Origin of the sequence: Paenibacillus sp. FSL H3-0469, assembly GCF_038051945.1 — a bacterium.
In the GTDB taxonomy this organism is placed as follows: domain Bacteria; phylum Bacillota; class Bacilli; order Paenibacillales; family Paenibacillaceae; genus Paenibacillus_AQ.
This window is the reverse complement of sequence record NZ_CP150302.1, coordinates 757248-776133: the sequence shown is the minus strand read 5'-3', so window position 1 is coordinate 776133 and position 18886 is coordinate 757248. Positions and strand designations below refer to the sequence as shown.

The following is an 18886-nucleotide window of genomic DNA, read 5'->3' as shown; positions in this document are numbered from 1 at the left end:
CTGACTATTATGAATGATTAAGGGAGCCTACTTCCAATACCCCCGGCTGAAGGCGATGGAGCCGTCATAATCGATGTACACACCGGCAATCCGGGGATTGCGCAGAATATCGGCTACATAGTTATACACCGGAATGATCACTGCTTCTTTCATCAGCAATTGCTCAGCCTTGGCATACAGCTGGATTCGCTTCGCTGAATCGAAGGTCTGCTCTGCCTGTTTTACGAATTGATCATACGTTTTGTTCGACCAGCCCGAATCGTTGTCAGCACTGTCCGAACGGAAGAAATTCAGGAATGAAGCCGGATCATTATAATCTGCGGACCAGCCGGCGCGGGTAACCTGGTAGCTCCCGCTTAACCGCTTAGCCAGGTAGCTCCCCCACTTCTGCGATTCTATCGTGGCGGTTACGCCCAGTTTTTCTTTCCATTGCTGTATAACCATTGTTGCCACTGCCGCATGAGCTTCACCTTCATTGACATTAATAGTGAACGGCGGAAGCGCGGTCAGCCCCTCCTGCTTAAGCCCCTTGGCTAACAGCTCCTTGGCCTTGTTCACATTAGACCGGTCAAACGCAGTATCGCTGACCTCTGCACGGTACTGTGCTTTAGAACCGAAAAGGGTCCAAGGAACGAAGCCATAGGCTGGTATGGGCATCGGCATCTCGTCCTGGTCTATAGCCAAGGTCAGCGCCTTGCGGATATTTATGTTACTGAAGGGCTTTTGCCCCAGATTGAATTGATAATAGTAGGTAGAAGCATAAGGAGCGTATGTGTAGTCATCCTCATTTATCTGAGCTTCGTATGCAAAATCAACCGGGGTATTTCCGCCCCCCACCCAATCCACCTGTCCGTTGACGAAGGCCGCTGTCGCATTCTCCGAATTCAGGCCCAGGGGAGACAGCAGATCAACCTCGCTCAGACGGATGGACGCAGCGTCGTAGTAATTAGGATTCTTAACCAGCTTGATCTCCGTATTGGTCCGTGCTTGTAGTTGAAAAGGTCCACTCGAGATGCTTCCAGCTTCCTTGGCCTCCTGCGATACCGGATAATACTCCGGCTCCGCCAGAAGAGTAGGAAAATAGGCATATTTGGCCTTAAGCGTGACCTGGAGGGTATTGTCATTGATGGCCTTCACCCCAACCTTGGCAAAATCCTTCATCTTGCCGGTATGATAGTTCTCTGCCCCGGCTACATAGTACATTTTGTACAGATATCCAGCTTCCCGCCCCGGCGTAAGCGCCAGCTTCCAGGCATAGACGAAATCGGCGGCCTTCAGCTTCTTGCCATTGCTCCATTTGGCATTCGTCCGTAGCTTGAACGTGTAGGTCTTACCATCCGTTCCTACCGTCCAGGATTGGGCTGCACCGGGAACGGGTTTGCCGTTCTTGTCCAGCCGGACCAGCCCCTCATACAATGCCTTAATGACGCTTGTCTTATCCTGGTCTCCGGCCTCAATGCTTGGCGGGTCCAGCAGAATCGGCAATTCATCCATACCAATCCGCAGCACCTGCTTCTCTGCCGCTGCGGATACACTGCTACCTGGCACACTCCCCAGCACCGTTAGCAGAATAACCAGCGTGGCTAACCAAACTTTTCTCATCTGAATTTCCCCTTAGCTATGTAATGTCACACCCTCCCATCTTAGCATATCCGGTAAATTTTACTATGTGAACATTATCGGCCAGCAGCTGCTCATAGTGGAATATGTTCCTTCGCATCAATGGACTGCCTTAAGTTAAATATATAATTTCGTATTGACAAATGTACGACATGTAACTATTATAATCACATGTAACAGACATGGTTACAAGATAAAAATTACATTACAAAGGATGGTACTAATTATGGCAAAAGTATTATACATCACCGCTCACCCGCATGATGAAACGCAGTCCTACAGCATGGCTGTCGGCAACTCGTTCATTGAAGCCTACAAGCAAGCACATCCGCAGGACGAAGTCATTGCTGTTGATTTGTATAAAGAGCATATTCCTCATATCGATGCAGACATATTCAGCGGATGGGGCAAACTCCGTTCAGGCACAGAATTCAGCGAATTGTCCACTGAGGAGCAGGCTAAGGTTACACGCCTCGCTGAATTGTCGGATCAATTTATCCAGGCTGATAAATATGTATTTGTAACGCCTTTCTGGAACTTCTCCTACCCGCCAGTCATGAAAGCTTATATTGATGCAGTCTCGGTGGCAGGGAAATCGTTCCAGTATACGGAACAAGGGCCTGTAGGGCTGTTGACAGACAAAAAAGCACTACACATCCAGGCACGCGGCGGGTTCTACTCTGAAGCACCTGCAGCAGAGCTTGAAATGGGCCACCGCCATCTCGGGGTGATGATGAACTTCTTCGGCGTCCCTTCCTTCGAAGGCTTGTTCGTTGAAGGTCATAATCAAGTTCCGGCTGAGGCTCAGGAGATTAAAGCAGCTGCCATCCGCCGTGCACAAGATCTTGCCCAAACCTTCTAAGGATATGAATGGAGAACAAAGAAAACTCTGATCTGCATGTATGCAGTCAGAGTTTTTTTGTAATTCAGGATGTTAAGGAGCAGGCAAACCAGGGTCCACAAAACCTATTAGCTTAGCTGTAAATTCTTCAACCCTCGCTGAAACCGGTTCTCCGGCCCGGGTGATTCTTCCCAGAATGGCCTGATCCAGCGCAAGCTGCTGTAACGGAATAGTAACCAAGTGTTCATGGTAGACTGAAGATAAAGCATTTACTATAAAGTCCGGGGCGATGGTAATCGCGTTCGCTTTAACGACCATTTGGCATAAGGCATCTGTATTGTTGGTTACCAGCGCAATGCGGTTCGACGCATGTGCAGACATCAAATGGCGGGCGATCTTCCCGATATGCTCATCCTTGTAGAGTACAAACACTTCATTCTTCAAATCCTCCGGGGTGATAGTTGTATAGTAGCGCAATGGAGAAGCGGCATTCACGATTAACACTGCAGTGCCCTCTACAAGGGGCAGCCATTCAAATACAGCATTCTGCTGGGCGCGGCTGTATGAGAGTATTCCCATATTCGCCTCCCCTTCCTGCACATGCTTCATGACGCTTTCAGTATCCCCTTCGATCATCTGCACCTTCAGGAACGGAGACTTGATCATCAGCTCCAGCGTGGCCTGAACCACCTGGTGAACCAGGCCGGGAATGGCCGATATGGTGATGCTCTCTACATGTTCTTCTTTAAGACCGGATAATTCGGTGTGCATCGATTCAATATTTTTAAGGATAGCTGCCGCATGCTGCAGGATGAGCAGACCTTCTTTGGTGGGGGCCACTCCCTTTTTGGTGCGGTGAAAAATAACGGTATCCATCTCATCCTCGAGTTGTTTAATGGACTGGCTGATGGTCGGCACTGTCAGATGATGCACGCTGGCCGCTTTGGTAAATGAGCCCAGACTTGCCGCCGACATCAAATATTGCAGCTGTGAAATGTTCATGCAATCGGTCCCATCCTTAATTTTTTGTTTAGATAACTAAAATATATTTAAATATATTTTATCATAATCATCCTGTATTCTAAAGGAAGGAGGTCGATAACATGCGCAGTATACGAAGCTTCTTGGTAGAGCGGCTGCTATTCCTGAATAAAAAGAAAATTAACGCCGGAGAGTACATGGAGCAGCGCCGAGTGATAAACAGTCAACCCTATGAATTGCCCGTGAAGCTCCAGTCCAAATATAAGATCAGCCAGGACAACCGTTTTCCGGTAGACACCTATATCCTGAAATCCGCTTCCCAGGCGGACGCCAAGCAGATTCTCTTTATCCATGGCGGAGGATATGTTGAACAGCCGTTGGTATGGCACTGGCATTTTTTGCACAAGGTAACCCGGCAGTTAAATTGCACAGTCTATGTACCGGTATATCCGAAGGCTCCGAACTATCAGGTCATGGATGCAGTCCTGAGTGTTCTGAGTGTCTATAAGCATCTGCTGGAGAACGGGAAGCCTGAGAATATCGTGATTATGGGCGATTCCGCCGGCGGCGGGCTGTCCCTGGCCTTCGCTCAATATCTGTCTGAACAAGGCTTGCCGCAGCCGGGCAACATCATTCTGTTGTCTCCATGGCTTGACATTACCCTAAGCAATCCTGAAATCGCAAATATGCTGGACGCAGAACCCATGCTGGACTGGGAAACGTTAGTGGAAGCGGGGAAAAGATACGCAGGGGATCTTCCGGGGACACACTATCTGGTTAGTCCCATCTATGGAAAGCTTACGAATCTGGGAACCATTACGCTGTTCATCGGGACGCATGAATTCTTCCTGCCGGATGCCCGGAAATTCAGAAAGCTGGCCTCCCTGAATTCCGTTAACATCTGTTATTACGAGTATCCGAAGATGAATCATGTGTTTCCAGTGTTCCCTATTCCTGAAGCCAAGAAGGCCTTGAAGCAAATTGTAGACATCATCCAAAGATGAGTTCTTAACCTAAGCATCCCGCTTACGGTGTAGCACAACCGCTGCTGTTATGAAGAGCATTGTCCATAATATGGATATGCCTGTCCCTTGCATTCGTGTAAGAGTATTGTGGGGATCGGGGGAAGGCGGCGCATACATGTAATAGCCAGCGGCATCTGGAAGATAGTCAGGCAGAACCGCTCCAGCCAATGGACTGACAATGAAATAATAACCAAGCAGGATGACCAGGGCGGGAGCGGTTCTTCTCAAAATAGCGCCTGCCGCTGCACCCAGCAGAGCGGTTAAGGTTAAATAACCCGTGGCCCCTGCCAAGCTCGCGGCCATCAGGGTTGGTTCAATGTCTGCGGAAGTGTCTCTGAGCATCGTTAAGCTATACAGTACACCAGATCCGGCCATAAGGAAGGCCGCAGGCACCGCAATCATAGCCAATGCCAGATGCTTCACGGACAATTGCAGCCCGCGCCAGGGGAGCGTAGTGAGCGTTGTCCTTATCTGTCCCCCTGTATACTCTGAAGCTGTGGCTGTTATTCCAAGCATCATGAAGCCTGCTTGCAGATACTTCATTGAAGCCAGTCCTGCATTCAGGATCGTATACATTCCTGGTCCTTCCTGCAGAGCCACAGAAGTATAAGCCGCAGTCACTACGCACTGAGCGACGAATGTCCCTGCCAGAATGAGCCATACCGCAGGCAGGGTGACTAACTTCCCCCATTCTGCACCAAGGATTCTTGTGAACTTCCTGCCAGCCGGGATATTCATGCTCGGGCATCCCTCCTGTGGAAGACAATTGCTGCAATAGCGAAAAGAACGGCTGCCCAGGCCAGCATCACCAGACCGCCTGCCAGCGGGGTGTGATAGGCATCGCTCATAGACATGAACATGTCAATGCCCGCCCTGTCCGGTAAGTAATAGGCCAGCTTCGTCACCTTAGCGAGCAGGACACTGAAGGATACCAGCGATGAATTGATCATAAGCACTGTGAGCGGGATCATGCCGTTCTTCGTCAGAACCGTGAAGCTGAAGGCGATCAGCGCAGTGAACATCCAGTAACCCATGGCTCCGGCCAGTCTGGTCCACTCCATGGCCGGGGCGAATTCTCCGAGAATCAGACGCGTTACCGGCACAATAGCCGCTATAGCCATGATGCACAGCAGGAGGGTGATTAGGCTCACCGCTGCGGCTTTTGCCAAGAGCACTTGAAGCCTGGAGGATACCGCCGTTAAGCTTGTTATGATCTGCTGCCCGTGTCCGGTCTCACTACTCTCTGTCGCATACTCACTGCTGACCGCCAGCACCCCCAGAAGAATGACGCCTTGTACCCCGAAGCCTAATCCAAGAAACCCTACTTCCGGCAGCCGTGTGGTAATACCAGCCAGAATATCCTCCTTCTGCGCGATACAGTCCAGAGCGGCAAAGGCGGCAGGTCCCAAGACTCCTATAAGAAAGGCCAGCCAGATGCCCGGCAGGGAGAACAGCTTGGACAATTCCGCATGAACGGCCCTCATCGCAGCTCACCCGCTTGTCCCGAGGTCAGGGCGAAGAAAGCCTGCTCCAGCGTGGAGTACTTGCCGGTCACCGCTTCGAGTGTGCCATCCGCAACGATTCTCCCCTGCTTAATGATCACCACATCGTCTACCGTCTCGGCCAGCTCGCCCATAAGATGACTGGAGAGCAGCACCGTATTCCCGGCCTCAGCCCGTTGCCGCAGAAATGTCCGAATCCAGCGGATACCTTCCGGGTCGAGTCCGTTCACAGGCTCATCCAGAATCAGAATCTCCGGGTCTGCAAGCAGCGCTGCGGCAATCCCCAGTCTTCTCCCCATGCCGAGAGAATATCGCTTGACTCTAGTGCCGGCTGCCTTAGTAAGACCAACGATATCCAGCACCTCCTCGACACGGGAGCGGGGGAGTCCGGCGGCGGAAGCAATCCAGCGCAGGTGTGCCCGTCCTGTCCGCATCGGATGGGCTCCAGATCCGTCCAGTGCAGCACCTACGGTTCGCAGCGGATACTGTAATTCTGCGAAGGGCTTGCCATGAATCAAGGCGCTGCCGGAGGTGGCATGATCCAGTCCGAGCAGGATACGGAGTGTAGAGCTTTTGCCGGCCCCATTCGGCCCGAGGAATCCTGTGACTCTTCCAGGTCTGGCTTCGAAGGTGATCCCGGACAGAATTTCCTTCTTACCGCGGCGTTTGACTAAGTTATTGATGGTAAGCAACCATAACACATCCTTTCGTTATGGTGCTAAGTATACAGATGCAAGGTTACACCCCGGTGGGCAGGCCGTTTACTTCCGGGTTAACTTCAGGTTACATTCTGCTAATGACTACCCTTGTCCCCTGCCCGCTTGAGTTGAATTCAGCCTTCAGATTCATTGTATTCAGCATGTATTGTACAGTTGACAGCCCTATTCCTGCCCCGCCACCGTATGCGGAGTGATCCATCCCTAAGCCTCGATCAGCGACAAGAATCCGTTCCTGCTGCACATCCACGCCGATGTAAGCATATTTCCCGTCCGCTGCATGGCGAATGATATTCTGAAACAGATTATCGAGCACCCGGGTCATCCATTTGGGATCTGCTGTCCAGTGGAAGCTTTCTTCTGCGGGCAGATCAACATCAACCTCAATGCCATGTTCTTCAAATACCGGATACCATGCAGCAACCGAGGCTCTTACCAGACGGCCCATATCTGTGGGTGCAGGCTCGAAGGGGAATTTTCCAGAGGTAAGCAAGGTGTACGAGAGCAAATCATCCATCAGCTCGCCGGTCCGGGTAATAGTCTGGTCGATCTCGGCTAAGGAGCTCTGTCCTTCTGGACTCATAGGTTCATTGTTCAGCCGGGTGACATGTCCCCTCATGATGGTCAGCGGTGTCCGTATATCATGGGACATGTTGGCAATGAGGCGTTGCCGCAGCCCGGCCTCTTCCTGCTCCCGCCTGCGGCTGTCTTCCAGCTGCCGGATCATCCGGTTGAAGGAACCGCCTAACTGGTCTATTTCATCCATACGGTCCTTTTGAATCAGGACAGGCTCAGGCCATGAATCGGTAGCAGCGGGAGTAGCGGACATAGCTTCCTGTAAGCGGGTCAGACGTTTGCGGAGTCTCCAGAAGAACAGCCAGGATAGAACAACGAACGCCACAATGATACCAGTGAACATAAGTAATGTAATGTAAAACAGATTCAGCGTATTGAACCTTGCTTCTGGCCCGGAAGTCCCGAAGAACGATGATAAGACAATCAGCACTAGGGGCGGAAGAAGGATGAACAGAAAGTGCAGCTTCAGAAAATGCCGGAACAAGGAACGGGGCTGCTTCATAGCTTCACCCGGTAGCCGATTCCCTTCAGCGTCTCAATAATCTCCGGGGTCTCCGGGTCACGCTCCAGCTTCTGCCGAAGCCGGTGGAGATGTACCAGTAAGGTCTTGTCGCCAGGAATATAGGCTTCCTCCCAGACAGCTTCATAGAGCTGTTCCTTCGGCAGAACCTGATTCGGATGGCGCAGGAAATACATCAGGATCTGATGCTGCTTCCCTGTCAATATAATCTCTTCTCCTGTGCGCTTGTCATACAGAGTCTGGAGCTTCATATCCACTTCAATATGAGTGCCCAGTGTAATACGGTCCGGGGAGACTCCGCCGCTCCGGCGGATTAGCACCTCCAGCCTGGCCACCAATTCATCGGTATGGAAGGGCTTAGTGACATAGTCATCCGCGAATTGTAAGCCCTCCACCTTATCGTCGACAGAGGTCCGGGCGGTCAACAGCAGTACAGGGATGGCAGGTGCCGCTTTTTTTAACCTTTTGCCTATCGTGAATCCATCTAACCCTGGTAACATGATATCCAGAATAACGACATCAACCTGTGTGACCTCAGCCTCGGCACCTTCACCAGATAGCAGCCACTGGACCGAATATCCCCGCTGCTCCAGCTCCTCTTTTACCCAAGTGCCGATCTTCTCATTATCTTCAATATAAAGTATGCTTGTTCTCAAGTGATTTCCTGCTCTCTATTAATCTCTGCTGCTCTCCCTTCATATTATACTGGTTAATCAATTCATCCAATACCATGGATTGCTTAAGGACCGCAGGATGCTGAAGATCATGATGTTTCTCCGCCAGAATATGAAGCCGGTTCCGGGCGCGTTCAATACGGACCTGCACGAGCATATTTCTGTTCACTATAGAAACCTCCCTTTATGCTATCTTAGGCTTTTATGACAGATAATAGGATATCTATTTGATTGCACAAATAACCCCACAAAGTGAGGTTTTAGCTTCGATGGTCAATCAGATACTTTGCGGGGACCCCGGAACATATAAAACAACCCCACAAAGTGGAGCTTGCCCCGATGTAGAATCAGATACTTTGCGGGGACCCCGGAACATATAAAAAAGGCGCCCCCGAGATGTCAGGAGCACCCTTGTATATTTTTGTGAAAATGATTAAGTTCCCCAGCCATGTCCCATCGTAGTCACCAAGGTTAACGTCGTCGAAATAACAATCGAAACACTACAGAGCGTCAAGATGAATAAGATCTTTTTTCGCATGGAGCTGATACACCTCACTTGATAGATTTTTGAACCTTTCCTGCAGTTCCTGATCTGCGAAATCCCTATATTCCTCAAAAAGTGTCATACAAGCAAGCATATTTCGGCTGCTGTTCATGGCAATAGATATTTCCAAGCCATTCAATATAGTGTTCAATGCCTGCTCCTTACTCTTGTTGTGATTGAAAAGATAGATGGCCAGCTCGATGAGGAATTGCGCATAGCTCTCTTGCAGAATGGCCTGCTTGTAACCGCCGGACTCTGTCTTGTTGGATGGATAGTGTATGTATGGCGCGAACCTCTCTAAGATGCTGTCGACATTAAGCTTGAATACATTCGCCGCTTGAACGATATAACGCACTGCCACAAATATTTCATTCTCTTGAAGCGCTATAAAGTCTGCATACTCATGTATTACTTCCAATTCTCCGGACATTAACCGGTACAGATAGGTGTTCGCAACGGCCCATTCCGTAAATTGTGCAATGATCTGCCGGGACTGATCATCGTTCTCCTGTACCCAGCGCCCGGCATTTGCATACAGCTGTACAAAGGATAAGGCCCGCCCGAAATCACCGCACGCTTCGCTGGCTGTAGCTCTGCCTAAGTATGCATACAGGATATAATAGTAGAAAGGACGCTCAGGACGCTTCAACCCTTCTTCTATAGTGTCTGTACGGCGGTTTTCCAGTTCATATTGAGCGGATGCAACCCGGTGCATTTCCTTAGCGAGTTCGTCCACTCTCTTCCACTTGTGTACCAGACCATAAATATGCATAAGCTGTTGCATTGCATCGAGCTGATCGGCTGCGTCTAAGCGGTTTACGTACAACTCAAATTGAGCAGCTGCGCGTAATTTCTCCTCCAGATCGTGCTGTTCTTCTATTTCAATCCGAAATATCCGGTACTGGCATAACGCTAACCGTTCGGAATGCTGGTACTTCTCGGCTTCGCTCACACCCCGATACAGAATCTTTGCAGCTTGGTGTTTATTGTCTCTATTCAAAAGTTCAGCGAATTCAAACAGTAAAGAGGCATAAGACAAATCCTCCAGCAGACGGTTCACAACCTGTTCAAGGCAATCCAGACGATCTAATTCAGCTGAGCGGAAAATAAAGGGCCGTATCCGCCGCATGGAGACTACAAAAGAAAAGCATTCCTCTATGTAGTCTTCAAAAAAATAGTCCTCCGGCAGCTTCATTCCAGCAGTAATCGCCGCAAGCTGTGCCATGGAGATTGGATGTTTACCTTTTAAGATCCGGCTGAGCGTACCTGAATTGAGGCCCGATAGCTCCGCAAAATGGGAATGTATCATTTGATTGCTATTCATATACGCGAGCAGTTCTTCGCGGATAGAATTTACCGATCCCAAACCAATATACCTCCTTCCATAAAATAGGATTAAAAGCATACGTATAGTTGATACTAAGGCTGAATCAACGGCGGTCAGTATAAAGGGATATTTTACTATTTCATCCGTTTACATCTATTATTATATACCTAAAAACAATATACGCAATATATTTCGTGTATTATAAAGCGTTAAATTAACAGGTCTCCTCCCCTATCATAAAAACATACCGAAAAGTTGAGGGAGATATTGCATTTTGAGGATAAAGGATGCACGTAAAGCCGCAGGGTATACCCAAGAATCCATCGTACATCAGATTAATGACACCATGAAATGCACCTTGCGCAACTACCAGAATATTGAGTACGGTGTGGTCCTCCCGAATGTTACATTGGCGCTTCTAATCAGTCATTTGTTTGGCGTTGATCCCCGTGAAGTAGATGAATGGAAATACTCAAATCAACGTGCAGATGCGCAAAAAAATGGCAATTGAATTTCCATGGCAGTCTGCAAAAAACCACCGGATAAGGGATTGCCCTTCAACGGTGGTTTTTCTTTAAAATATAAGAATTTATATGTTTCACATGATAAATTATCCTTCTATTTCTCGCTGAAACGGTACCGTCCTTAAAAGGACGGCAAAGCCGTTTCCACTTACCTTTTATCAATACAACGCATTAATCCTTATAGACTCTCCTATAGCTGTCGCGTAAGCGCGCTCCGTCACCCTCTAACACAGTGACAACATAATCCCCGAGCTCTTCGGAATAATTAAAATGTACGTTGGCCCCCGTATCCAGGAACACGATCATGACATCGAGGCTGCGGCATTGCTCTATGATCTGAATGCCGTTATGCCGGGCAAACGTCTGGAAATCCCCCCACGTGCGGAATTCGTTATCCTGCTGCCCTTCCTCTTTCGCATCCCCTTCGTGTTCCCCGATGAATTTCATATTCTCGCCTGTCAACTGCAACTCCTCATCATAAAAAATCTCCAGCAGCCAACACTTAAACTGAAATCCCAATATAGTGCCCGTGATACTGCTGTGGCTTTCTTTGGTGGTGCACAGCGTGAGCAGTTCCGTGAACGGGTGTTCCTTCTGCCCCGGCAGCTTGAAGAATCCGCCTTGCTTCAGGTATTCGCTGACCGTACAGCCCATGCTCTCCATCTTCAGGATCATTGGCTCAGCGATGATGCGGTTCAGTTGTCTCTGATTGCTATAACGGCTACTGATCCGATCTAGCAGATAATCGTTATGTTCCGCAGAGTGTTTGAAAATGACCGTCAATCCGTTGCTTAACTGCGCTCTAATACTCCTGCTGGTCTGCGTGCAGTTGACGGTGGTCAGCCCCAGCTCTGCCAGGTATTTCGGGAAGTTCTGCCACAGGTGCATGTCAACCCCCGTAACTTTCCGTCCTCTGCGGTTGAAGTCAAGCTGCGAACCGAAATAGCCTTTAGTAGTGCAGATTAAAGTTAAACTGCATTGCCGGAACTCAAATTCCAAGCTGAGGCCGTGCTCACTTCTGTAGCTGGCTTGACAGTCAAGTATAAGCTCCTGAAGCGTCCGTACACGATTCTCCGGGATTTCCATATACCCGCCGGATCGCATGAAATCGTCAAGCTGGCTGAAGCTGCTTACTTTTCTGGAGGGACTGATGCTCATCACCTCTCTCAACATTAATCTATGGTTTCAATAATAACATTCTTTCCGAACTCTTCACTGACAAGAATCTCAATTAATTTAGATGCTGTGTATTCCGGCGATTGCAGTCTCCCTTCCTCTGATAGCTGAATGAATTCATTAACATAGGGGAACAGATCAGCAGGAACGGACCGTATTTCCGATTGCAAGCTTGTGTCGATCATACCGGGATACACTGCTGCTGCTTTTACCGGATAGGTAGCCAGCTTCTGTTCTATGTCTATACATTTGGTAAAAGAGTCTAAACCCGCTTTCGCAGTACTGTAGGCGCTCTGTGAGGGTAGTATGTACTTTGCAGAAGCTGAGGAAATATTCAGGATTCTTTTATCCACATTCATATGCTTAGTAAGCCGTAAAAAGTTGGAGGTAATCACCATCGGTGCTAACAGATTCAAGTGGAGGTTCTCTATGATTTGCTCTGTCTCTAACTGATCAATCGGGCTTACAGGAGTCAGCATAGCGGCATTATTGATCAGATAGACGGCTTCATCGTTTGAACGAAGCTCAATTCTGCTGAATATTTCTTCACAAAGCTGCTCGATACCACGGATATCCGTTAAATCATAATTGAAATAATCCAGGTGACAATCCAGTTCCTTCGCACGCGCCAGAAGTCCTTCGTTAGCCGTTCTGGATATGCATATCAGATGATGGGCCGGGTTGATTAATTGATTAGCGAGGGATTCGCCGATTCCTCTGGATGTTCCTGTAATAATAATATGTTTCAAGTGTATCTGCCCCCTGTAAGTTACTGGTTATCTTCACGAAGAATTATTTTTCGGACAGCCTCTTCCCAAATCATCTGATACTCGAGGTCCATCTTCATCATCTTACATCTGGATAAATTATCTATAAGCAGGGCAAGTATGGCTGCGTTAACCCCGATGGTTAAAGAAGCAATAAGATCCAATTCAGCGCCCTTCGCCAGAAGTTGCTCAAAACCGGTTACAAAATCTTGTTGGATGCTCAGGAATGGAGCTCTAAATTGTTCATCCCGCTCAGCCAGCATCGCAAACTCACTGAGCACCCTTAAAGTGGAACGATATTCTTCTTCGCCGCTAGGCAGCATGTTTAAACCACCGTTGATTAGGATTTCTGCAAAATTGTCTTTATTCGCGGATTCGGTGTCAAAGTACGCCGTAAAATGATGGTCCCGGAAAATATGCTCAAAGGTCCGGCTGATCAGCTCTTCTTTCGTCGCAAAATGATAATAAATAGAGGATTTGGTGATTCCCACTTTTTTGGCAATCAAGCCCAAACTCGTTTTCTCTATGCCACACTCAGCAAAAAGCTCAAATGCGGCCTGGATGATGTAACTGGATGTAATCTCTTTTTTCTTGATAACGCTCAGGCTCCCTTCGATTGAATTAATGTCATTATAAGGAATAGTCTAATGACCTGTCAATAATTTAACGACCGATCGTTTAAAAATATATTTGCGCATAAAATAACCACCTGCAAGGATGCAGGTGGCCGTTTTAACCTCTATTCGTTTCGCACCGGGAAATACACCTGATAAGGCTCATACCCGATATCACGGATTCTTCTGAGCTGGATGCCCGGGTCCTGACGGGTGGTCTTGAAGAAGTAACGCCAGCTCCCCCACTCCCGCTCGTTCTCCATGATAATCTCACCGGCTGCATCGGCTAACGGAGTGTATAGAATCCGCTCATTCTCCGTAATACCGGCCAGCACTTCCGGGCCATAGCGGAACGCGCCGGTCTGCTCATCGTCGGGCAGAGGAATGAAGCGGATGCCTACGGGCAGAATGATGCTGATCCGGTCGCCGTCCTGCCAGTTCCGCAGTATTGTATAGAAGGCGGAGTGATCCGCAGACTTCCCGTGCAGCTCGCCGTTCACATAGATCACAGCTTCTGACATGATCCAGTCTGGAATCCGCAGATGGACGGCAAACTCGCTGGCAGAGCCGGTATGAACGGTGAAGTCATATTTTCTGTAATCCGGCATGTTCTCATGAAGTGCAGTAATCTCATTCAATTCCTGCTGTCCTGCCGTGTTCGAGGAGTTCAGCATGCTTCCGCTCATATGGTCCTGGGATTGCTGAATCCGCACGCTCTCTCCGTGGATCTCGGTGGTCAGCTCCGAACGGAAATACTGGCAGACATAAAGGTCGTCCTGCTCCTGATAATAGATGCCTCTGTTCAGCGCCGCATTGGCCTGGACCATCGTTCCGTGGCAGCAGAAGAAACTATCCGTCTCCGTACTCCAATCCTTACGCAGCCCGGCCTTCATCGGCAAGAAGTAGGTGAGCAGTCCGGTTGCGGGGTCGCTGTGCTTATTGCCGGTCAGATGATACTCCTGGTAATAAGCTTGCGCCATAATCCCGTTGTACATATTATATTCGATATACTGCGCGTAAGCCGGATTCGAGGTGTGCCGGAACAGGAACTCAGCCAGACGAATCATGTTATACACGGTACAATGCTCCTGATTCTTGTCTCCAAGACGGGCCTTCATCTTCATCTTCGGCATCCACACTTCACCCGCTGTATTGCCGCCGGTAGCCAGCATTCCCCGCTCAGTGACCGCACATTTCCAGTAGGCCGTAACGATATCCATCCAGCGTTGCTCGTCGGTGACCTCGTAAGCTCTGGCACAGCCAAGTACTTCAGGAATGGTCGTGTTGGCATGCATGTTAGTCAGCGGGTCCTTATTTTCCAATAACGGACGGAACAATCTGCTGCGGTAATAACGTTCAAGCAAGGTCGTATACTTGGTATCTCCTGTAATCTGAAGCAGGTCCGCCCAAGCCTCCAGCATACCGCCTGTCTCCATATCCAGGATGTCATCGAACTTCTCTCTGGTGAAGGTACTGCTCCAGTCGACGAACCAGTCGGCAAAACGATTGGCGATGTCAAGCGCCTTGCCGCTGCTAGTGAACTGGTGCATGTCCACAAGTCCCATGAATAACTTATGAATGTTATATTGCGGCGCCCAAATTGCCTTGCCTTGAGCTACCCAGTGCAGATATTTCTCGGGAATCGGTGCAGCCCATTGTCCGCCGTTGTCCTTCTGGCATTCTGCCAGCTCGTCCAGGATAAGGTCAGCCTTCACCTTGATTTCCAGATCCCCGGTCTCATGATACCGGATCGCTGCCGCAGACAGCCAGTGTCCCAGGAAATGTCCGCGGATCTGGCAGACAGGCGTCTCCCACCCCCCGTGTGCATCCGCTGGAATATCCCTGCCGTCATATCTTCCTGCTTCTACTTTATAGTTGAACAAGAGATTGTCATTTGTCAGTTTCATCAGATACCGGCGGTTGGCCTCTTCCCTGCGTTTTAAATCATGATCTTGAAGAATGACCTGTTTGCCTTTCAATTCTCTCATTGCTGCAGCTCCTTCATGGAATGACGTTGATTGCACAATGAAATTATAAAGAAGCCTGCCTCTTAATCCAATGATGGATACGAATATAAAGTTGATCCATACAGCTTAATTGCGTCAAGTTCGCTTCGGGCGAAAAATCATTGCTGCCTCAGATCCTCTTCGGTGATGAACACGGCTTTATGCTTCCTGCGGTTGTAGCTGATGCGGACAGGATCACCTACCTTAAGCGGACTTAGGAAGGAGATGACTTGCTTAATCTCAACCTCCTTGAGCCGGCCTTCATCCACGAACTCTACCACGAAGCGGACCATCGGCTGTTCGTTAACATAGAGACCTGTCTCCTGCATACTCTTAATGTGGCCCTGAACGATCTGGCCTGACTGGATCTGTTTGCTTCTGGCATTCATCAGCTTCCGTGGAATAATGGCAAAGCCCAGCAGCATAGCCAGGGTAATCACGACCCATACTGCCCAGTTGATGATAAGTCCTCCGCCCTGCTTGGCATAATTCCAGAAGCTTATCAGGGAGACCCGGGTATCGCTGTCAGTTATGAGCCAGCCTTCCACCTCCTGATTGGTGTATACCTTGGACTTCCCGATCTCCAGATCGGCCACCCCTACTTCCAGTTTGCCGCTGCTATAATATAGCGTGCTGCTGCCTGATTGCTTATAGAACCGGGTGTCCGTATCCTTGATATGGTCATACGATAACTGCTTCAGAAGTGATGAGGCATCCTGAAACTGTCCGGTCCGTTCATTGAAAATATATCCGGTAACCTGCCCTTCGACTTCATCCTCTGCCGTAGATCCGGCAATTAGCAACTCATCGTCATTCAGCAGGAAGACACGGGCTTGATAGACCGGATTCGGCACTGGAACAGCGGCTCCCCATTCCTTCTCGTTTCTGTTGTAGAAGGCAGCAATGCCCGGATAATCGTCATGCACCCGGACCAGCTTGGCGTTATTGAAGCCAAAGACCTTAGCGAACTGTGCGCTGGCCTGGTCCTGCAGAGCGAATGAGGCTTCATCCTCCTGCCCCACCAGCACGGCAGGCTGGCCTGACTTGTCCAGAATTCCGCTGACCAAGGCTGAACGGTTATCCTTCAAGCTGACCGAGAATAATGGGACCGACAGTTCATTCTGGAAGCTGCCTATCAACTCAGACATCCGGACCGGTCTGGCCGGGAGAAGCTTCTGCTTATCCAGGATCACCCGTTCCAGCTTGCCGTCCTTCACCTGGGCAATCACCCATTCGGAGTCCGTGACATTCCCGGCGGCAATCAATCTGCCCCGCCAGGAGAACGCATTCGAACTCAAGGAGAACGGAATATGGAGCGTACCTTGCGACAGCTCCTCGATCTCGCCTGTGGGCCGGATGAGATTCAGCATCAGTCCAGAGGTTTTGGTATAGATCGGGATGAGAATACCATCCTGCTGATAGGTGACTGGTCCCGGCTCGCTCTGGAAGCTGGTGGGGATGGTGGTCTGCCGGATCAGCGCTGCGGTTGCGGTGTCCCATAGATATACGTCGTATTTCTCATCAAATGTTTCTTCCTTGGACAGGCCTAGCATTTGCTTGCCCCCATCCAGCAGAAAGATCTGTTCCATGGCGGGGAAGTAGTCCTTCACATTCGCTAGATAATTTCTGTAGTCTTTCCAGGTGTAGAAGCTTAGAATGATGACTGGGATTAGAAAAAAAAGATTTAATATCGAGATAGTGCGTTTCCTATTCATCCTGTGTCTCCTCCTTCAGTGTCGTGTTGTATTCCCTCCAGGAATTGGGATTCTATGTTTTAACCATAGTACTATTTTTTTCTCTATCAACACAAATGAGAGCAGACCTCATTCATGATGAGAGTCTGCTCTGGATAGAATTATATAGGATAAAATCCGAACTTGAAGCGTAATCGTCACTGCGGTGAACATTTGGACGCTCAGCCGCTCAATACTTCCGCCAGCGCCTGAAGCGAATAATCAGAGGTTGAGCACAGCAGGATGCTTCCGGCGTTCTGCGGCAGGTAAGCATCGTCATACGGGTTGCGCAGCACCAGGTTCAGCAGGGGCCCCGTCGCTGCTAGCTGCGCGGCAAGTTCGAGTTGTCCCTGGAACAGATGGGCATTCAGCGTCCCCTGAATCACGATATGTCCGGCAGCCTTGGCGCATAAGCCCGCAATCTCAGCAGCTTCAGGCTTCATGCTGCAATATTCTACCTGCACGGGCAAGCCCTGCGCTTCCAGCAGTGAGGCCAAGCCGATGGTCTGGCCGCCGGAGTTGTCGGCGATGGTGAGCTGCTCCTGCCGCGGCAAGATCAGCAGATAGGAGCGTTCTGCAGACAGCGGCAGTAATTGCTGCGGGTCACGGCTGATCTTGACCGTGCGTCGCGCGTATTGTAGGGCCGCCTCTTTCCAGCTCCCGCGCGGAATGGGCTGTGCTGCCGCTTGATATTGCTGGAATTTCGCATAGAGGCGGAGGATACGGTTGATCGATTCGTCAATTCTGGACTCGGCGATGACGCCGTCCAGAACAGCTTGTCGGATACCAGCGATGACCCGCTCCTGGAATTCCGGCGTATGACACATCAGAATCATATCGTTGCCGGCCAGCACAGCCAGTACTCCCACATCTTCCGGGTTGAAATTCTTCTTGATCGCGCCCATCTCAATGTCATCCGTGCAGATGACACCCTCGAAGCCCAGACGCATGCGCAGCAGCTCTCCGGCGAAGAACGGGCTGAGTGAAGCAGGCAGTCCTTGCGACTCGGGAATAGCCGGAAAGACCAGATGACCCATCATGATTGAATCGGCCCCGGCTTCGATGGCAGCGATGAATGGCAGCAGCGGTCCATTCATTAATTCCTCTATTGTGAGTTCGCACTCTGGCAGGACAACGTGGGAATCCCCGCTGACTTGTCCATGGCCGGGGAAATGCTTGGCCGTGACTGCTACACCTGCCTCATGCATTCCTCGGATATATGCCTTGCCGAAGGCGGCTACTACTTCAGGGTCTTCGCCGAAGGAACGCACCCCTACAACTGGATTGTCTATGTTCGTATTCACATCCAGCACCGGTGCCCAGTTCATCGGGATGCCGAGCGCGTGGAGCTGGCTGCCGATGATTTTACCCTGGAGATAAGCGGTCTCGGCATCCGGGCTTAATCCGGCGGCACGGTTACCAGGGATGTACGGATAAAAGGTCTTGAACTTGGAGAGCGTACCTCCCTCCTCATCGATTGATACATAATAAGGCTGCGGAAGGCCCGAGTCTCCGGTAATGGACTGAACCTCCGCCATCAGCTTCAGCGTCTGCTGCTCATCCTTAACATTATGAGGGAACAGGCCGATCCCGCCGAAGCGGTTCCCGGACATCCGTTCACGGAATTCCGGCTCCGCTGCTGTGGAGGGGGTTCCGACCACACACATCAGGGATATTTTGTCCTCCAGATTCATGGCTGCCGGATCTTGCGGGGTATTCACTTTATTCAGCTGCATAACT

Annotated in this window: 18 protein-coding genes; 3 read left to right on the top strand and 15 right to left on the bottom strand. The window is 49.9% G+C overall.

All coding sequences use genetic code 11. From position 1 onward, the window contains the following. Positions 1–27: 27 nt before the first annotated feature. Entirely contained in the window at positions 28–1602 is a 1575-nt protein-coding gene (locus NSS83_RS03220; protein ID WP_341347647.1) for a peptide ABC transporter substrate-binding protein, read from the bottom strand. Between the two features lie 244 nt (positions 1603–1846). Between NSS83_RS03220 and NSS83_RS03215 the strand changes: the two genes are divergently transcribed. Further along, entirely contained in the window at positions 1847–2482 is a 636-nt protein-coding gene (locus NSS83_RS03215) for an FMN-dependent NADH-azoreductase (RefSeq protein WP_341185773.1), read from the top strand. A gap of 72 nt (positions 2483–2554) precedes the next feature. On the opposite strand, the gene NSS83_RS03210 is transcribed toward NSS83_RS03215, so the two are convergent. Then, complete coding sequence (locus NSS83_RS03210) at positions 2555–3463, bottom strand: LysR family transcriptional regulator (protein WP_341347646.1); 909 nt, start codon at positions 3461–3463, stop codon at positions 2555–2557. Positions 3464–3564: 101 nt separating this feature from the next. Here NSS83_RS03210 and NSS83_RS03205 point away from each other — a divergent pair, with 101 nt between their 5' ends. Next, positions 3565–4446, top strand: a complete 882-nt coding sequence (locus NSS83_RS03205) for an alpha/beta hydrolase (RefSeq protein ID WP_341347645.1) — start codon at positions 3565–3567, stop codon at positions 4444–4446. A 9-nt stretch (positions 4447–4455) separates the two neighbouring features. Here NSS83_RS03205 and NSS83_RS03200 read toward each other — a convergent pair whose 3' ends face one another. The 7 genes from NSS83_RS03200 to NSS83_RS03170 form a co-directional block, all read right to left on the bottom strand. Continuing rightward, positions 4456–5205 carry an ABC transporter permease gene (locus NSS83_RS03200; RefSeq protein WP_341347644.1) on the bottom strand — a complete coding sequence of 250 codons (750 nt, stop codon included), beginning with the start codon at positions 5203–5205 and terminating at the stop codon, positions 4456–4458. Further along, on the bottom strand, positions 5202–5951 hold the full coding sequence (locus NSS83_RS03195; RefSeq protein WP_341185777.1) for an ABC transporter permease: 750 nt from the start codon (positions 5949–5951) through the stop codon (positions 5202–5204). The genes NSS83_RS03200 and NSS83_RS03195 overlap by 4 nt, the downstream gene beginning before the upstream one ends. After that, the gene (locus NSS83_RS03190; RefSeq protein ID WP_341347643.1) at positions 5948–6661 is read right to left on the bottom strand and encodes an ATP-binding cassette domain-containing protein; all 714 of its coding nucleotides are present in this window, start codon (positions 6659–6661) and stop codon (positions 5948–5950) included. The genes NSS83_RS03195 and NSS83_RS03190 overlap by 4 nt, the downstream gene beginning before the upstream one ends. 91 nt (positions 6662–6752) lie before the next feature. Continuing rightward, positions 6753–7763 (bottom strand): HAMP domain-containing sensor histidine kinase, encoded by a 1011-nt coding sequence (locus NSS83_RS03185; RefSeq protein ID WP_341185779.1) that lies wholly within the window; start codon positions 7761–7763, stop codon positions 6753–6755. Further along, the gene (locus NSS83_RS03180; protein ID WP_341185780.1) at positions 7760–8437 is read right to left on the bottom strand and encodes a response regulator transcription factor; all 678 of its coding nucleotides are present in this window, start codon (positions 8435–8437) and stop codon (positions 7760–7762) included. Before NSS83_RS03180 ends, NSS83_RS03185 begins: the two co-directional genes overlap by 4 nt. Beyond that, positions 8412–8624, bottom strand: coding sequence for an aspartyl-phosphate phosphatase Spo0E family protein (locus NSS83_RS03175; RefSeq protein WP_341185781.1), 213 nt, complete (start codon positions 8622–8624; stop codon positions 8412–8414). Before NSS83_RS03175 ends, NSS83_RS03180 begins: the two co-directional genes overlap by 26 nt. A 331-nt stretch (positions 8625–8955) precedes the next feature. Further along, positions 8956–10365: a transcriptional regulator gene (locus tag NSS83_RS03170; RefSeq protein ID WP_341185782.1), complete on the bottom strand. Its 1410-nt coding sequence runs from the start codon at positions 10363–10365 to the stop codon at positions 8956–8958. Positions 10366–10600: 235 nt separating this feature from the next. Between NSS83_RS03170 and NSS83_RS03165 the strand changes: the two genes are divergently transcribed. After that, the gene (locus tag NSS83_RS03165) at positions 10601–10837 is read left to right on the top strand and encodes a helix-turn-helix transcriptional regulator (RefSeq protein WP_340753554.1); all 237 of its coding nucleotides are present in this window, start codon (positions 10601–10603) and stop codon (positions 10835–10837) included. 184 nt (positions 10838–11021) lie between these two features. Here the strand turns inward: NSS83_RS03165 and NSS83_RS03160 are convergent, their stop codons facing one another. From NSS83_RS03160 to NSS83_RS03135, 6 genes are all read right to left on the bottom strand, one after another. Further along, complete coding sequence (locus NSS83_RS03160; RefSeq protein WP_341347642.1) at positions 11022–12008, bottom strand: hypothetical protein; 987 nt, start codon at positions 12006–12008, stop codon at positions 11022–11024. 14 nt (positions 12009–12022) lie between these two features. After that, positions 12023–12775 carry a (S)-benzoin forming benzil reductase gene (locus NSS83_RS03155; protein WP_341185784.1) on the bottom strand — a complete coding sequence of 251 codons (753 nt, stop codon included), beginning with the start codon at positions 12773–12775 and terminating at the stop codon, positions 12023–12025. Between the two features lie 20 nt (positions 12776–12795). Beyond that, positions 12796–13356: a TetR/AcrR family transcriptional regulator gene (locus NSS83_RS03150; RefSeq protein WP_341348705.1), complete on the bottom strand. Its 561-nt coding sequence runs from the start codon at positions 13354–13356 to the stop codon at positions 12796–12798. 176 nt (positions 13357–13532) lie between these two features. Then, the gene (locus tag NSS83_RS03145; protein WP_341347641.1) at positions 13533–15395 is read right to left on the bottom strand and encodes a beta-L-arabinofuranosidase domain-containing protein; all 1863 of its coding nucleotides are present in this window, start codon (positions 15393–15395) and stop codon (positions 13533–13535) included. A gap of 137 nt (positions 15396–15532) precedes the next feature. Continuing rightward, positions 15533–17128 (bottom strand): hypothetical protein, encoded by a 1596-nt coding sequence (locus NSS83_RS03140; protein ID WP_341185786.1) that lies wholly within the window; start codon positions 17126–17128, stop codon positions 15533–15535. Positions 17129–17328: 200 nt separating this feature from the next. Next, positions 17329–18882: a glycoside hydrolase family 3 protein gene (locus NSS83_RS03135; RefSeq protein ID WP_341347640.1), complete on the bottom strand. Its 1554-nt coding sequence runs from the start codon at positions 18880–18882 to the stop codon at positions 17329–17331. Positions 18883–18886: the final 4 nt, after the last annotated feature.

Bases quoted from the DNA above. Each gene is read 5' to 3' on its own strand.
- NSS83_RS03195 (WP_341185777.1), bottom strand. From the start codon at position 5,951: ATGAGGGCCGTTCATGCGGAATTGTCCAAGCTGTTCTCCCTGCCGGGC.
- NSS83_RS03185 (WP_341185779.1), bottom strand. From the start codon at position 7,763: ATGAAGCAGCCCCGTTCCTTGTTCCGGCATTTTCTGAAGCTGCACTTT.
- NSS83_RS03205 (WP_341347645.1), top strand. From the start codon at position 3,565: ATGCGCAGTATACGAAGCTTCTTGGTAGAGCGGCTGCTATTCCTGAAT.
- NSS83_RS03160 (WP_341347642.1), bottom strand. From the start codon at position 12,008: ATGAGCATCAGTCCCTCCAGAAAAGTAAGCAGCTTCAGCCAGCTTGAC.
- NSS83_RS03140 (WP_341185786.1), bottom strand. From the start codon at position 17,128: ATGAATAGGAAACGCACTATCTCGATATTAAATCTTTTTTTTCTAATC.
- NSS83_RS03135 (WP_341347640.1), bottom strand. From the start codon at position 18,882: ATGCAGCTGAATAAAGTGAATACCCCGCAAGATCCGGCAGCCATGAAT.
- NSS83_RS03215 (WP_341185773.1), top strand. From the start codon at position 1,847: ATGGCAAAAGTATTATACATCACCGCTCACCCGCATGATGAAACGCAG.
- NSS83_RS03145 (WP_341347641.1), bottom strand. From the start codon at position 15,395: ATGAGAGAATTGAAAGGCAAACAGGTCATTCTTCAAGATCATGATTTA.
- NSS83_RS03210 (WP_341347646.1), bottom strand. From the start codon at position 3,463: ATGAACATTTCACAGCTGCAATATTTGATGTCGGCGGCAAGTCTGGGC.
- NSS83_RS03200 (WP_341347644.1), bottom strand. From the start codon at position 5,205: ATGAATATCCCGGCTGGCAGGAAGTTCACAAGAATCCTTGGTGCAGAA.
- NSS83_RS03220 (WP_341347647.1), bottom strand. From the start codon at position 1,602: ATGAGAAAAGTTTGGTTAGCCACGCTGGTTATTCTGCTAACGGTGCTG.